The sequence below is a fragment of the Litorivita sp. NS0012-18 genome, assembly GCF_040371945.1.
In the GTDB taxonomy this organism is placed as follows: domain Bacteria; phylum Pseudomonadota; class Alphaproteobacteria; order Rhodobacterales; family Rhodobacteraceae; genus Litorivita.
Window position 1 is genome coordinate 44,208 of record NZ_BAABWS010000002.1, and the last position, 14,449, is coordinate 58,656.

12 protein-coding genes are annotated in these 14,449 nt (G+C 64.5%); 9 read left to right on the forward strand and 3 right to left on the reverse strand.

Going from position 1 to position 14,449, the window contains the following annotated elements; genetic code table 11:
• Window positions 1–141 precede the first annotated feature (141 nt).
• Window positions 142–2,421 carry an NADP-dependent malic enzyme gene (locus ABWV64_RS09785; protein WP_353344688.1) on the reverse strand — a complete coding sequence of 760 codons (2,280 nt, stop codon included), beginning with the start codon at window positions 2,419–2,421 and terminating at the stop codon, window positions 142–144.
• Window positions 2,422–2,806: 385 nt separating this feature from the next.
• Between ABWV64_RS09785 and ABWV64_RS09790 the strand changes: the two genes are divergently transcribed.
• The 6 genes from ABWV64_RS09790 (at window position 2,807) to ABWV64_RS09815 (ending at window position 9,011) form a co-directional block, all read left to right on the forward strand.
• Complete coding sequence (locus ABWV64_RS09790) at window positions 2,807–3,220, forward strand: cytidine deaminase (protein WP_353344690.1); 414 nt, start codon at window positions 2,807–2,809, stop codon at window positions 3,218–3,220.
• A gap of 4 nt (window positions 3,221–3,224) precedes the next feature.
• Window positions 3,225–4,529: a thymidine phosphorylase gene (locus ABWV64_RS09795; protein WP_353344692.1), complete on the forward strand. Its 1,305-nt coding sequence runs from the start codon at window positions 3,225–3,227 to the stop codon at window positions 4,527–4,529.
• Window positions 4,529–5,746 (forward strand): phosphopentomutase, encoded by a 1,218-nt coding sequence (locus ABWV64_RS09800; protein ID WP_353344694.1) that lies wholly within the window; start codon window positions 4,529–4,531, stop codon window positions 5,744–5,746. The genes ABWV64_RS09795 and ABWV64_RS09800 overlap by 1 nt, the downstream gene beginning before the upstream one ends.
• A gap of 116 nt (window positions 5,747–5,862) precedes the next feature.
• Window positions 5,863–6,879 (forward strand): adenosine deaminase, encoded by a 1,017-nt coding sequence (locus tag ABWV64_RS09805; protein ID WP_353345901.1) that lies wholly within the window; start codon window positions 5,863–5,865, stop codon window positions 6,877–6,879.
• A gap of 2 nt (window positions 6,880–6,881) precedes the next feature.
• Window positions 6,882–7,511, forward strand: coding sequence for a uracil phosphoribosyltransferase (gene upp, locus ABWV64_RS09810; protein WP_353344696.1), 630 nt, complete (start codon window positions 6,882–6,884; stop codon window positions 7,509–7,511).
• Between the two features lie 69 nt (window positions 7,512–7,580).
• Complete coding sequence (locus ABWV64_RS09815) at window positions 7,581–9,011, forward strand: SPOR domain-containing protein (protein WP_353344698.1); 1,431 nt, start codon at window positions 7,581–7,583, stop codon at window positions 9,009–9,011.
• 113 nt (window positions 9,012–9,124) lie between these two features.
• Here ABWV64_RS09815 and ABWV64_RS09820 read toward each other — a convergent pair whose 3' ends face one another.
• Window positions 9,125–10,150, reverse strand: a complete 1,026-nt coding sequence (locus ABWV64_RS09820; protein WP_353344700.1) for a hypothetical protein — start codon at window positions 10,148–10,150, stop codon at window positions 9,125–9,127.
• A gap of 169 nt (window positions 10,151–10,319) precedes the next feature.
• Entirely contained in the window at window positions 10,320–11,948 is a 1,629-nt protein-coding gene (locus tag ABWV64_RS09825; protein ID WP_353344702.1) for an AMP-binding protein, read from the reverse strand.
• 307 nt (window positions 11,949–12,255) lie between these two features.
• Here ABWV64_RS09825 and ABWV64_RS09830 point away from each other — a divergent pair, with 307 nt between their 5' ends.
• The 3 genes from ABWV64_RS09830 (at window position 12,256) to ABWV64_RS09840 (ending at window position 14,427) form a co-directional block, all read left to right on the forward strand.
• Window positions 12,256–12,903 carry a sulfotransferase family 2 domain-containing protein gene (locus ABWV64_RS09830; protein WP_353344704.1) on the forward strand — a complete coding sequence of 216 codons (648 nt, stop codon included), beginning with the start codon at window positions 12,256–12,258 and terminating at the stop codon, window positions 12,901–12,903.
• 223 nt (window positions 12,904–13,126) lie between these two features.
• Window positions 13,127–13,810 carry a Hint domain-containing protein gene (locus ABWV64_RS09835; protein WP_353344706.1) on the forward strand — a complete coding sequence of 228 codons (684 nt, stop codon included), beginning with the start codon at window positions 13,127–13,129 and terminating at the stop codon, window positions 13,808–13,810.
• A gap of 149 nt (window positions 13,811–13,959) precedes the next feature.
• Window positions 13,960–14,427, forward strand: a complete 468-nt coding sequence (locus ABWV64_RS09840) for a DUF3237 domain-containing protein (protein WP_353344708.1) — start codon at window positions 13,960–13,962, stop codon at window positions 14,425–14,427.
• The last annotated feature ends 22 nt before the right edge of the window (window positions 14,428–14,449 follow it).

Below are 14,449 nucleotides of genomic sequence, written 5' to 3' on the forward strand. Positions count from 1 at the left end.
TACGTCAAAGCCGCCCGCGTTAGAATATTCTTACGCGGTGCAGCTTTACGCGGCGGGGCGGCCACTTTGCACGACCCTTAGGGCGACCCTTTGCACGGCGCGTCCACTGGGCCGGTCCATTCGGCCCGCCGCTTTGGCATCCTATCCGTAATGGGCGACCGGCGTGCCCGCGATGGCGGCCATATTGAGAAGCCCGCGCGGCGTGATCGAGGGCGTGACGATATGGGCGCGGTTGCCCATGCCCATCAAGATCGGCCCGACCTCCAAACCGCCGCCCTTCATCTTGAGGATGTTGCGCACGCCCGAGGCCGCATCGGTATTGGCGAACACCAACACATTCGCCGGCCCGTCCAGCCGCCCGTCGGGGAAAATCCGCTCGCGCAATTCGGGGTCAAGCGCCGCATCGATATGCATCTCGCCCTCATAGGCAAAGCTGCGCGGCGCGCTGTCCAAAATCTCCAGCGCCCCGCGCATCCGTTGGCCGGTGTCGCAATCGAGATTGCCGAACTGGCTGTGCGAACACAGCGCGATTTGCGGTTTGCGGCCAAAGCGGCGCACATGGCGCGCGGCCCCGATCACCGTATCGGCAATTTGCTGCGGAGTGGGTTCGGCATGCACATGGGTATCGGCGATGAACAGCGGCCCATCCTCCAAAATCATCAAGGACAGCGCGCCGACGGGGCGCAACTCGGAGGTGCCCAGAACCTGTGTGATATAATTCATATGCCACAAATATTGCCCGAAGGTGCCGCAGATCATGCTGTCGGCCTCCTCGCGCTGCACCATGACGGCGGCAATGGCGGTGGAATTGGTGCGCATGATCGCCTTGGCCAGATCGGGCGTCACGCCGCGCCGCGCCATGATCGCATGATAGCTGCCCCAATAATCGCGGTAACGGTCGTCTTTTTCGGGGTTCACGATGGAAAAATCGCGCCCCGGACGGATCGAAAGCCCCGCCTGTTCACAGCGGTGCTGGATCACCTCGGGGCGGCCGATGAGGATCGGTTGCTCGGTGGTTTCCTCCAAAACCGCCTGCGCCGTGCGCAGCACCCGCTCGTCCTCGCCCTCGGCAAATACGATCCGCCGCGAGGCGGTGGCGGCGGCCTCGAAGACCGGACGCATGAGTAGCGCCGATTTGAACACCGATTGGTTCAGCTTGGCGCGATAGGCCTGCAAATCCTCGATCGGGCGCGTGGCCACCCCGCTCTCCATTGCGGCCTTGGCCACGGCCGATGACACGATGCCGACAAGGCGCGGATCAAAGGGTTTGGGGATCAGGTAATCGGCGCCAAAAGTCAGTTGCTCGCCATGATAGGCAGCGGCGGCTTCGGCCGATGTCGTGGCGCGCGCCAGATCGGCAATCCCGTCGATACAGGCCAGTTGCATCGCATCGTTGATCTCGGTCGCGCCCACGTCGAGCGCCCCGCGAAAGATGAAGGGGAAACACAATACGTTATTGACCTGATTGGGAAAATCGCTGCGCCCCGTGGCGATGATCGCGTCCGGATGCACCGCGCGGGCCTCATCGGGCAAAATCTCCGGCGTCGGATTGGCCAGCGCGAAAATGATCGGGCGCGGCGTCATTTTGGCCACCATCTCTTGGGTCAGAACCCGAGGCCCCGACAGGCCAAGGAACATATCCGCCCCGCCGATCACATCCTCCAATGTGCGCAGATCGCTTTTTTGCGCAAAGGCGGCTTTTTGCGGGTTCATATCGACCTCGCGCCCCTCGTAGACGAGGCCATGCACATCGCACAGCCAGACGTTTTCGCGCTTTACCCCCAGTTTGAGCAGCATATTGAGACAGGCAATCCCCGCCGCCCCGCCGCCCGTCGAGACGATCTTGATCTCCTCGAAGGCCTTGCCCGCCACATGCAGCGCGTTTTTCGCCGCCGCGCCGACGACGATGGCGGTGCCGTGCTGATCGTCATGAAACACGGGGATGTTCATCCGCTCGCGGCAGATTTTCTCGACGATGAAACAATCGGGGGCCTTGATGTCTTCGAGGTTGATCGCGCCGAATGTCGGCTCCATCGCGCAAACGATCTCGGCCAGCTTTTCAGGGTCCGGCTCGTTTAGTTCAATGTCAAAACAATCGATATTGGCGAATTTCTTGAACAGGACCGCCTTGCCCTCCATCACCGGTTTGGAGGCCAGCGCGCCGATGTTGCCAAGGCCGAGAACGGCCGTGCCATTGGTCACCACCGCCACCAGATTGCCGCGCGCGGTAAAACGGCTGGCATGGGCGGCGTCCTCCTTGATCTCAAGGCAGGCTTCGGCCACCCCCGGCGAATAGGCGCGGGCCAGATCGCGCCCATTGGCCAAGGGTTTGGTGGCGCGGATTTCCAATTTCCCCGGCTTGGGAAACTCGTGATAATCCAGCGCCGCTTGGCGCAATCCGTCGTTGGTTGCTGACGTCATGGTCTCTCTCCCTTGGGGCGGTCCGGCGCGGTCTGCTCCGCTCTGGCCCGATCTGGCGCTGGCGCGCGGGGCGCATTTGGCGCTCTTATACACATAGAGCACGGGTCTGCACATATGTAGTTTAATATTAAACTAATTGTTAACCGGCCCGCGCGACATCGGCAAAAACGCGCCTGCGCCGCTGCGTGCTCTGGCCCGCGGCGCAGGCGGGCGGGCGGTTCGGCGCGGGCGCAAATGGGGCAGGCGGGCCCTTGGTGTGGGCGGCGCGCGCTTGCGGGCGGGCCGCCCGTGCCAAGGGCGGCGCTTGCAAATCGGCGCGCGAGGCGACAGGCTCGAAACCGACCCGTCCCGCACAGGTCCCGCTCAGACAGTTTGGAGAATCCCCATGCCCGACCATGCCGCCCATGCCGACCTGAAAAAAGCCGCGCTTGCCGTGCGCGAAAACGCCTATGCGCCCTATTCGAATTTTCCGGTCGGCGCGGCGCTGCGCACGCCCGAGGGCGAGGTGTTCACCGGCTGCAACGTCGAAAATGTCGCCTACCCCGAAGGCACCTGCGCCGAGGCGGGGGCGATTGCCGCTATGGTTGCCACCGGCGGGCGCGAAGTGGCCGAGATTTTCGTCATCGCCGATGCCCCCCATCCGGTCACGCCCTGCGGCGGGTGCCGCCAGAAGCTGGCCGAATTTACCCGCGCCGAGGCGCGTATCGTGATGAGCACGCTGGAGGGGCGCGAATTGGTGATGACCATGGCCGAATTGCTCCCCGGTGCCTTTAACACCACCCATCTGGAGCGGACCTGAGCCGATGGATGCGCGCGCGATCCTTGTGCGCCTGCGCGGCGGCGAGACCCTGTCGCAAGAGGAGCTGACGTGGTTCGCCCATGGCCTCGCCACGGGCGCGGTCAGCGATGCGCAGGCGGGGGCCTTTGCCATGGCGGCGCTGCTCAACGGATTGGGCGAGGCGGGGCGCACGGCGCTGACGCTGGCGATGCGCGACAGCGGCGATGTGCTCGCATGGGACATGGACGCGCCGGTGATCGACAAACATTCCACCGGCGGTGTCGGAGATTGCGTCAGCCTGATCCTCGCCCCCGCTTTGGCCGCTTGCGGGGCCTATGTGCCGATGATTTCGGGGCGCGGGCTGGGCCATACCGGCGGCACGCTCGACAAAATCGAATCCATCCCCGGATTGCGCAGCGATCTGGCCGAGGCGCAGTTTCGCGCCGTGGTCCAAGAGGCGGGATGCGCCATCGTCTCGGCCAGCGGCGATATCGCCCCTGCGGACAAGCGGCTTTATGCGGTGCGCGATGTCACGGGCACGGTCGAAAGCCTTGATCTGATCACCGCGTCGATCTTGTCCAAAAAACTGGCCGCCGGATTGCAAGGGCTTGTTCTGGATGTGAAAACCGGATCGGGCGCCTTTATGAAAACCGCCGAAGATTCCCGCGCGCTTGCGGCGGCTTTGGTCGAAACCGCCAATGCGGCGGGGTGCAAAACCTCGGCGCTGATCTCGGATATGAGCCAACCCTTGGCCCCCGCCTGCGGCAATGCGCTCGAAGTGGCGGCCAGCATGGAGGTGCTATGCGACGGGGCGGGCGGGCCGCTGCGCGAATTGACCTGCCTCTTGGGCGGCGTGGCGTTGGCCGATTGTGGATTGGCGGCAGATGTCGAGGCGGGCACCGATGCGGTGGCGGGCGCGCTGACCTCGGGGCGCGCCGCCGAACATTGGGGCCGCATGGTCGCCGCCATGGGCGGGCCGCGCGGATTTACCGATAGCTGGCGGAGGTTCTTGCCCGAAGCCCCCGTGATCCGCGAAGTCAAAGCCCCGCGCGCCGGATATCTGGCGGCGATGGATGGCGAGGCAATGGGATTGGCGGTCGTCGCCTTGGGCGGCGGGCGGCAAGTCGAATCCGACGTGGTCGATCCCGCCGTCGGCCTGTCCGATATTTTGCCCTTGGGCACGCGGGTCGAGGCGGGGCAAGTGATCATGCGCATCCACGCCGCGCGCACCGGCGCGGCCGAAGCTGCCGAGGCAGCGCTGCGCGGGGCGGTCTCGCTCGGGGAGAGCGCGCCCGACCTGCCGCCTCTGATCCATGAAAGGGTCGGATGATGGCGCGCGCCTTTTTGATTGTGATGGACAGCCTCGGCATCGGCGGCGCGCCGGATGCGGAGCGGTTTTTCAACGGCGATCTGCCCGACAGCGGCGCCAATACGCTGGCCCATATCGCGCAGGCCTGCGCCGATGGCACGGCGGGGCGCGGGGCGCTGGCTCTGCCCAGCCTCGCGGCGATGGGATTGGGGCAGGCGATCGAGGCGGCCAGCGGCGCGCAGCGGCCCGAACTGACCGCCGCGGCGCAGGGCTATTTCGGCGCGGCGACCGAAGTTTCGCAGGGCAAGGACACCCCCTCGGGCCATTGGGAATTGGCGGGCGTGCCGGTGCCGTGGGAGTGGCATTATTTTCCCGATACCGACCCCGCATTTTCCGATGATCTGATGGTCGAAGCGGCCATCGCGGCTGGGGCGGGCGGCACGCTTTATAACCGCCACGGCTCGGGCACCGATGTGATTGCCGCCGAGGGCGCGCGGCATATGAAAACCGGCTGGCCGATCCTTTATACCTCCGCCGATTCCGTGTTCCAGATCGCCGCCCACGAAGAGAGCTTCGGGCTGGAGCGGCTTTATGATCTTTGCGCCCATATGGCCCCGATCTTGCACGAGATGCGCGTGGGCCGTGTCATCGCGCGCCCCTTTGTCGGCAGCGTTGAGACCGGATTTACCCGCACCAAAAACCGCCATGACTATGCCATCGCCCCGCCCGCGCCGACCCTGTGCGATTGGGCGCATGATGCGGGGCGGCGCGTCTATGCCGTTGGAAAGATTGGCGATATCTTCTCGATGCGCGGCATTGACGAGAACCGCAAAGGCAGCGACGCCGAGTTGATGGAGCATCTGGTGGACCTGACGCGCGAGGCCGAGGAGGGCAGCCTGACCTTTGCCAATTTCGTCGAATTCGACAGCCGTTTCGGCCACCGCCGCGATGTGGCGGGCTATGCGGGGGCGCTTGAATGGTTCGACGCGCAAATCGGGCGCATTTTTGAGCGCGCGCGCGATGGAGACCTGTTTATCTTTACCGCCGATCATGGCAATGATCCCACATGGGCGGGCACCGATCACACCCGCGAACGCGTGCCGGTTCTGGCGCGCATCATCGGGCAGGGCGGCGCGCATCCCATCGGCAATATCGCCTTCCAAGACGTCGCCGCCAGCGTTGCGGCGCATCTGGGGCTCACGCGGCCCGATGCCGCCAAAGGAGTGTCCTTCCTATGAGTGATCCAGCCCGAGGCGCGCCCCGCGGCGTTACCGCCGCGCACAAACCCGGTGGTGATACCGCCGCCGCACCAAAACAACGCGATCCTTTGGCAGGGCGCGACCCCGAGGCGCCGATGGATGAAGAGACGCGGTTCGAGTTCGAGGATGCGCTGCGCCGCATGCCCAAGCTGGAGCTGCATTTGCACCACGAAGGCGCGGCCCCGCCCGAGTTTATCCGCCAGTTGGCCGCCGAAAAATCGGTCAATCTGAGCGGGATTTTCGACCGCAGCGGCAGCTATCGCTACACGGATTTCCCCGATTTCCTGCGCGTTTACGAGGCCGCGACGCAGGTGCTCAAAACCCCCGAGGATTACCACCGCCTGACCCTTGCGGTGCTGGAGCAATCGGCCCAGCACGGGGTGATCTATTGCGAGAGCTTCTTGTCGCCCGATTTTTGCGGCGGCGGCGATTTGCCCGCGTGGCGCGATTACCTTGCCGCGATCGAGGATGCGGCGGGCATGGCCGAGCGCGCCCATGGCATCACCCTGCGCGGCATCGTCACCGCCGTGCGCCATTTCGGTCCCGATATGGCCAAACGCAGCGCCCTGTGCGCCGCCGAAACGGCAGGCGATTTCATCACCGGTTTCGGTATGGGCGGCGACGAGACCAAGGGCCATCAGGGCGATTTCGCCTACGCCTTCGACATGGCCCGCGAGGCGCATCTCAAGCTGACCACCCATGCGGGCGAATTTGGCGGGCCGCAAAGCATCCGCGAGGCGATCCGCGATCTGCGCGTCGCGCGCATCGGCCACGGGGTGCGCGCCATCGAGGATATGGCCTTGGTCGAGGAGATCGCCGCGCGCGGCATCGTGCTTGAGGTCTGCCCCGGATCGAATGTGGCGCTGGGCCTTTACGCCGATGTCGCCGCCCATCCGGTCAAACGCTTGGCCGATGCGGGGGTGCGCGTCACCATCAGCACCGATGACCCGCCGTTTTTCCACACCGATATGACATCCGAATTCATCCATCTGCACAACGCCTTTGGCTGGGGGCTGGCGGATTTCACCGCCCTTGGCCAAAGCGCCGCCGCGGCGGCATTTTGCAACGAAGCGCTGCGCGCGCGCCTGATCAAACGACTGGAGGCCTTTTAAACATGGACCATCTGACCATCGTCACACATCCATTGGTGCAACATAAGCTCACCTTGATGCGCGAAAAGGAAACCTCGACCGCCGTCTTTCGCCAGCTCTTGCGCGAGATCAGCCAGCTTTTGGCCTATGAGATCACCGGCCAGTTGGAGATGACCACCAAACGCATCGAAACCCCGATCCAGCCGATGGATGCGCCGGTTCTGGACGGGCGCAAACTGGCGCTGATCTCGATCTTGCGGGCGGGCAACGGGTTGCTCGACGGCATGCTCGAATTGATCCCCTCGGCGCGGGTCGGATTTGTCGGGCTTTACCGCGACGAAGAGACCCTGCAGCCGGTCGAATATTACTTCAAAGTGCCCGACAATCTGGACGAGCGTCTGGTCATTGCGGTCGATCCGATGCTGGCGACGGGCAATTCCTCGGCCGCGGCCATCGACAAGCTCAAGGAGGCAGGGGCCACCAACATCCGCTTCTTGTGCCTGCTGGCCGCGCCCGAGGGCGTGGCGCGGATGAAAGAGGCCCATCCCGATGTGCCCATCGTCACCGCGGCGCTGGACGAAAAACTCAACGATCAAGGCTATATCGTGCCAGGTCTGGGGGATGCGGGCGATCGCATGTTTGGCACCAAATAAGCCACATCTGCGCTTTACTACGGCTATATTTTGCGTCAAACTGCCCTTTATACGTGTGGGGGCACTCTTATGATTTCGAAATATGTAACCGCCGCCCTTGTGGCCGCAATGATGGCTGCACCGAGCGGCAGTTTTGCTAAATCACTGGCATTGAAGGATGAAATCCTTCCGGCGGAATTTCCGCCCGCCAGTTATAAAGGCAGCCAGTATATCGACAGCCGCGGCTGCGTGTTTATCCGTGCGGGGATCGACGGGGCGACCACTTGGGTGCCGCGCGTGTCGCGTGCGCGCACGGTGATCTGCGGCTTCAAGCCCAGCCTGCCCAAGGGCCAAGGCACGGCGATTGTGGAAAACACCGGCCCCGCGCCGGTGCAGATCGTTCCAGATGACGCCGCTTCGGTCAAAGCCACATCGGATGGCGCGGTGAAATCCGCCGCCGCCGCGCAAAAATCCGCGCCGCGTCCGTTGTTTGCGCGCAAGGCCAAACCCGCCGCTGCCCCGCAGCCGGTTCAAATCAAACCCGCGCCCGTTAAATCCGCGCCCATGAAACGTGTGAGCGCGCCGATGCGCACGGTGGCGTCGATCTCGACCATGCCGCGCCCTCTGGCCCCCGCGCCGCAAGTGGTGCGCCCCGCGCCCGTGGCCTTGGCCAAACCGCAAGCCGCGCCGCGCCCCGTGCAAATCGCGCGTGCCGCGCCCGCCTGCCAAGGGGCCTCGGCGATCAGCAGCCAGTATATCGGCTCCTCAAGCGCCGGTCTTCCGGTGCGCTGCGGCCCGCAGCAAGGCGGCTCCGGCGTGAGCCGCAATGCGGGTGCGATGGCTATGGCCGCCCCCGCCTACCGCGCGCCGCAAGCCGCCGCGCCGCAAATGGCCGCTGTGCCGGTGCAGCAACTCGCGCCAAACACCCGCATCATTCCGCGCCATGTCTATGAGGCGCGCAAAGCGGCGGGCAATGAAGAGATCAAAGCGCCCAAAGGCTACCGCCGCGCATGGGACGACGGGCGTTTGAACCCGCGCCGCGCCGAGCAAACCGTTGCCGGTGTGCAGGCGATGGACCTGCGTTGGACCAAAACCGTGCCGCGCAAGCTTTATGATGCGCGCGACGGGCGCGTGGTGAACAAGCTGTTCCCCAACCTGCGCTATCCTTTCACCTCGATGGCACAGCAACAGGCCGCAAGCGCGACCGTCGTGGCCCGCGCCGATCATTCGGCCCCGCAATCGGGCGCGCGTCTGTCGACCCGCCGCAGCTCGGCCGCCGCGCCTGTCGCCCCGCGCGCCGTGGCCAGCGCGCATCAATATGTGCAGGTCGGCAGCTTTGGCCAATCGGGCAACGCCGCGCGCACCGCCGCCAAGCTCAAGGCCATGGGCCTGCCGGTGCGGATGGGCAAGGCCAATGCGCTCACCGAGGTCATGGCCGGCCCCTTCGCCAGCGCCTCGCATCTGCAAGGCGCGCTGCTTGCGCTGCGCAAAGCCGGTTTTGCCGACGCCTTTTCGCGCTAGGAAACCCGCGCATCGGGGGTGGCGATAGGTCAGCCCCGATTATAGCGAGATCGCCCATTAAAGCCCTGCGCCGCGCGCGGGGCTTTTTCTTGGCGGATGGCAAGGATGGCCCCTTAGCCGCTGCAGATCACCTGCAGGCGCAGCCAGTCGCCATCGGTGATGACGGGTGCGGGGGCGGCGCTGCGGTAGGGGTCGTTTTCGATCAAGGCGGCGGTGCTGTCGCCGGTGATATCCACGGCCAACGCATAGGGCGTGGCGCGCACGGCCCATGCATCAAACCCCGCCAAAAGCGCGCTGTCGGGCAAAGGCGCAGGCGCGCGGCGCAGCAGCGTTTCGGCATAGTCTTGCAAGGTTCCCTCGCTCAACGCGCCGGTCAGGAGCAGCCGGAAGGTCGCCACCAACCCCGCCTCGCGCAGCAAGGGCTCCAACGGGTCGGTGATCTGCGCGCGCAGCCGCTCGGCGATGATATAGCCCGCGACCACATCGGGTTCCTCATAATCCTCGACCAAGGCGCGGCCCAAGATCACCGTGCCGCCAGGCAAATGGGTGCTGACCTCGATGCCCGAGCGCACCACCACAAGCCGCCCGCCGCCATGGGGCGCAGGCAGCCGCGCGCCCAGCCGTGCCAAGGCCTCGACGCTTTGCGGCGCGCTGCACGGCGCCCCCGCGACGCGGCGGATGTTTTGGAGCAGCCCGCCCCCGATTTCGGCGCGTTTGACTTGCGGGACCACTTTGAGCGCGTGTTGCAAGCTGGCCTCGGGCAGCCAGAATACCCCCAGCGCGCCAATGGCGGCAAACAGCGAGACCGTCGCCATCAGCCGCAGCCGCCCCGGGCGCGGACGCCGCCGCGCGATGGCGCTGCGCAGGGTTTCGATGGCCTCGATCATCTCGGCCGCATCCTCGCCCAGTTCCAGCGTCTCTTCGGGCACCCCGTCGGGATGGAAAATCGCAGGAACCTGTCCGGGATTGGCGCGTTCGACCGCGGGCAAAGACCAATGTGCCAAGGCCATATCGCGCATATTGGTGATCACCAAAGTCGCATCGCCCACCGAGACAATCACCTCGACGCGCTGCGCATCGGGGCGCTCGCGCCACAGGCCCGCCGCTTCGATCCGGTCAAATTTCTTAAGTGCGGTCATCGTTAAATCTGCTCTGGCCTTATCGGTGCTGTGGCCTCTTGGGCAGCAGCCTAGCACGCGGGGGCGGGCGGCGGCAATTGATCAACCGTCCGCTTCGACACCCGCCCGAAAACCGCCCCGAAACCCGCGCCGCAAACCGACCCCAAAGACGCGCCGCGATGCGCGCGGTTCACAGGGTTTTGGCCAGCCCGCGCAATTCGAATTTCTGGATTTTGCCGGTGGAGGTTTTGGGAAGCTCTTGGAACACCACGCGTTTGGGGCATTTGAACCCTGCCAGCCGCTCGCGCGCAAAGGCGATCAATGCCGCCTCATCGCCCGCCGCGCCCTCTTTGAGTTCGACAAAGGCGCAAGGCACCTCGCCCCATTTCTCGTCGGGTTTGGCGACCACGGCGCACAAAAGCACCGAAGGGTGGTTCATCAACGCCGCCTCGACCTCGACCGAGGAGATATTCTCGCCGCCCGAAATGATGATGTCCTTGGCGCGGTCCGAGATTTGCATGTAGCTGTCGGGATGTTGCACGGCGATATCGCCCGAATGGAACCAGCCGCCCGCAAAGGCTTCGGCGGTGGCCTGAGGGTTTTTGAAATAGCCCTTCATCACCCCGTTGCCGCGAAAGGAAATCTGCCCCTGCGTGGCGCCATCCATCGGCACCTGCGCGCCGCTCTCGTCCAGAACCGTGATCGCCTCATGCACCGGCATCGGCACGCCTTGGCGCGATTTGGCCTCGGCGCGCGAGGCCCCTTGCAAATGGCCCATCCGGTCCTCGTCCCATGTGCATTCGGTGGCGGGGCCGTAGGTTTCGGTCAGCCCGTAAACATGGGTGATATTGAAGCCCATGGTTTCAATCGCGCCCAATGTGGCGGGGGCAGGGGGCGCGCCTGCGGTAAAGACCTCGACCCTATGATCGAAGCTGCGTTTTTGCGCCTCCGGCGCGTTGATCAGCATATTGAGCACAATCGGCGCGCCGCCGAAATGGGTCGCGCCCTCATCGGCAATGGCGTTGAAAATCGCGGGCGCGGTGATGTCGCGGCAACAGATCACCGTGCCGCCAAGCGCGGGCATCATCCATGTGTGGCACCAGCCGTTGCAATGAAACAGCGGCACGATGGTCAGATAGCGCGGGTAAAGCACCATTTGCCAACTGAGGATTTGCCCCATGGCGTTCAGATAGGCACCGCGGTGATGATAGACCACGCCCTTGGGCCGCCCCGTGGTGCCGGAGGTATAATTGAGCGCGATGCTCTCCCATTCGTCCTCGGGCATGATCCATTCGAAATCCGCATCACCCGTCGCGATCAAATCCTCGTATTCCATGTAATGCCCATGGGCCTGCATGCCCGCCTGCGGGTCGGCCACTTCGATCAGCGTGGGTTTGGCGCCCTCCATCGCCTCGATGGCCGCGGCGACCACGGGCAGGAATTGCGGATCGCACAGCACCACCTTGGCCTCGCCGTGCGTCAGGATATAGGTGATCGTGTCCTGCTCCAGTCGCGTGTTGATCGCGTTGAGCACCGCACCGCAGGCGGGCACGGCAAAATGCGCCTCGCATTGCGCGGGCAGGTTGGGCAGGACCGTCGCCACCACATCGCCCGATGCAACGCCCAATTTGACCAGCGCCGAGGCCAGCCGCGTCACGCGGTCATGATATTCGGCGTAAGTCTTGCGAAATCGGCCGTAAACCACCGCCTCGCGGGTGGGATAGACCAATTTCGCCCGCTGCAAGAACGACAGCGGCGTCAGCGCCGTGTAATTGGCTTTGGTTTTCTCAAGCCCCGTCTCGTCGCGCAGCCATCCCATCGCGTCTCTCCTCCCGCAAATTCCGCTTGGCAGAATGCGCGCGAATGGCGCGATTGAAAAGGGGCGCGGGGGCGAATTCTTGCGCCAAACTGCCGCGCTGGCCCGCCCGCTTGGGCTGCCCTATTGCTCTCTCCTGTTGCCCGTCCTGCTGGCCGCGCCCAAGCTGCGCCCGAAGCGCGCAAGCGCCCTCAAGGGCAGGGCGCTATCGCCCGCATGCCCGCTCGGGCGCAGGCTTGGCGCACTCTGCGCGATGCTGCGCCGTCTCGCGCCATATTGCGCCTGCGCGATCTGGCGTTACTCTGCGCCCATGATCATTTCGCGCGGGCGCCGCTATATCTTTATCCATATCCCGAAAACCGGCGGCACGGCGATGGCCTTGGCGCTGGAGGCGCGGGCGATGAAGGATGATCTGATGGCGGGCGACACGCCCAAGGCGCGCAAGCGGCGCGGCAAGCTCAAGGAGATGACGGCGGCGGGGCGGATCTGGAAACATTCCACCTTGGCCGATCTGGACGGGCTGATCACCGCCGAGGAGGCAGAGGCGTTTTTCACCTTCACCTTGGTGCGCAATCCGTGGGACCGGATGGTGAGCTATTACCACTGGCTGCGCGCGCAGGGCTTCGACCATCCGGCGGTGCATCTGGCCAAGGCTCATGATTTCTCGGGCTTTTTGACCCATCCGCAAACCGCCGCCAGCATCGGCGCATCCGATTACGGCTCTTATATGCGTGCGGCGGACGGGACCGAGCGCTGCGATGCCTATATCCGGCTGGAGCATTTCGAGAGCGACGCCGCCCAGCTTTCCGCGCACCTGGGTTTTGATCTGGCCCTGCCGCGCGCCAACGCCTCAAACCGCGCCCGCGATTACCGCAGCTATTACTCCGAATCGGATGCGGCGCATTTGGCTAAAATCTGCGCCAAAGACATCGCGCGATTTAACTATTCCTTTACCTGAGGGCAGAGAATCGCGGTTTTTTACCGCCGTTTTCGGCGACAATCACTGCGCGATGCCGCTTTTGGTGACGAATTCGCAAAAATGCCCCAATCACGCCCCTTTCTCGGCCCAGCAGAGCCTTTGGAATCACTGCAAATGGGGGTGTTGCTGAAAACGGGTCGGCTGCCACTGGCCCAGATTGGAAAACCACCGGCGAAGATCGGTAGGATAAGGGATGAACAGAATGTTTGGATGGAAAGCTGCGGTTCTGGGGGGAACCAACAAACGTATGACAGAGACCACCGGCGCCTATGACGGCGGCGCGATCGGTGTGCAATCGGGCATCGTGGCGGGCACCAAAGTCGCCACCTCGCTGGGATGGCGCCCGATCGAAGCGGTTGCCAAGGGCGACAAGGTCCTCACCTTTGACGGCGGTTTGCAAGTGGTCACCGGCGTCACCCGCCGCAAATTGTGGAACGGCGAGACCCCTTGTCCGACGCGCTTTTGGCCGCTCGAAGTGCCCGCCCATGCTTTGGGCAACCTCGAAACCATGTATCTTTTGCCCAGCCAAGGCGTGATGGTCGAAAGCGACGCCGCCGAGGAAATGCTTGGCGATCCCTTTGCCTTGATCCCCGCCAAAGCGCTTGAAGGGCTGCGCGAGATTGCCCCCGTCGCCCCGCGCGGCGAGATGGAGATCATCTGCCTGCATTTCGAAGAGGACCATGTGGTCTTCGCCAATTCCGGCGCCCTGTTCCATTGCCCCGCCGAGCGCGATCTTTTGAACGATGTCTTCGACACGCCCGTCGAGGCCGCCTATCAGGTTCTGCCGATGGAAGAGGCCTTGGCCCTCGCGACCTTTATCGAGGCCGAAATCAAAGCCGCCGAATCCGGCCGCAATATCCGCCGCGCCGCAACCAGCGCCGCCTGAGACGCCAAAGGGGCCGCCGCGCCCGCATCCGGTTTGTCCGCGTAACCAGTTCCAGCAACGCCAAAGGCGCGCCCTCCTTCATCGGGGCGCGCCTTTTCATTTGCCGCAAGGCCCCTATGGTAGAGTGCCAATAGCGCAGGAGCCGCCCGATGACCGACCCGATCCCCCCTTTGCAAACCGCCCCGCTGTTTCGCCTCTCTCTCGATATCGCCGCCGCGCAGGATTTGCGCGCGCCCTCGGGCAGGGGCACGATCATCGTGCCGGTCACCGGCGGGCGGTTCGAGGGCGCGCGGCTGCGCGGCACGGTCCTGCCGGACGGGGCGGATTGGATCCGCGCCGAAGCGGACCACGCCAAAGTCGATGTGCGCATCGTGCTTGAAACCGATGACGGGGCGCTGATCGCGATGGCCTATCGCGGCGTGCATACGATCACCGATGCGATCAAAACGCGGCTGGCCAGCGGCGAGGACGTGCCCGCGTCAGACTATTATTTCCGCACCGCGCCGTTTTTTGAAACCGCCGCGCCGCACTACGCATGGATGAACCGGATGATTGCGGTGGGGGTCGGCAAACGCACCGCCACGGCGGTGGAATATGAGGTGTTCGAGGTGCTGTGATCCGCGAAAAAGCGCGGTTCAA

Coding starts and splice junctions, on each gene's coding strand:
- ABWV64_RS09830 (WP_353344704.1), top strand. CDS start 12,256: ATGATCATTTCGCGCGGGCGCCGCTATATCTTTATCCATATCCCGAAA.
- ABWV64_RS09800 (WP_353344694.1), top strand. CDS start 4,529: ATGGCGCGCGCCTTTTTGATTGTGATGGACAGCCTCGGCATCGGCGGC.
- ABWV64_RS09815 (WP_353344698.1), top strand. CDS start 7,581: ATGATTTCGAAATATGTAACCGCCGCCCTTGTGGCCGCAATGATGGCT.
- ABWV64_RS09840 (WP_353344708.1), top strand. CDS start 13,960: ATGACCGACCCGATCCCCCCTTTGCAAACCGCCCCGCTGTTTCGCCTC.
- ABWV64_RS09795 (WP_353344692.1), top strand. CDS start 3,225: ATGGATGCGCGCGCGATCCTTGTGCGCCTGCGCGGCGGCGAGACCCTG.
- ABWV64_RS09785 (WP_353344688.1), bottom strand. CDS start 2,421: ATGACGTCAGCAACCAACGACGGATTGCGCCAAGCGGCGCTGGATTAT.
- ABWV64_RS09805 (WP_353345901.1), top strand. CDS start 5,863: ATGGATGAAGAGACGCGGTTCGAGTTCGAGGATGCGCTGCGCCGCATG.
- ABWV64_RS09835 (WP_353344706.1), top strand. CDS start 13,127: ATGTTTGGATGGAAAGCTGCGGTTCTGGGGGGAACCAACAAACGTATG.
- ABWV64_RS09825 (WP_353344702.1), bottom strand. CDS start 11,948: ATGGGATGGCTGCGCGACGAGACGGGGCTTGAGAAAACCAAAGCCAAT.
- ABWV64_RS09790 (WP_353344690.1), top strand. CDS start 2,807: ATGCCCGACCATGCCGCCCATGCCGACCTGAAAAAAGCCGCGCTTGCC.
- ABWV64_RS09820 (WP_353344700.1), bottom strand. CDS start 10,150: ATGACCGCACTTAAGAAATTTGACCGGATCGAAGCGGCGGGCCTGTGG.
- upp (WP_353344696.1), top strand. CDS start 6,882: ATGGACCATCTGACCATCGTCACACATCCATTGGTGCAACATAAGCTC.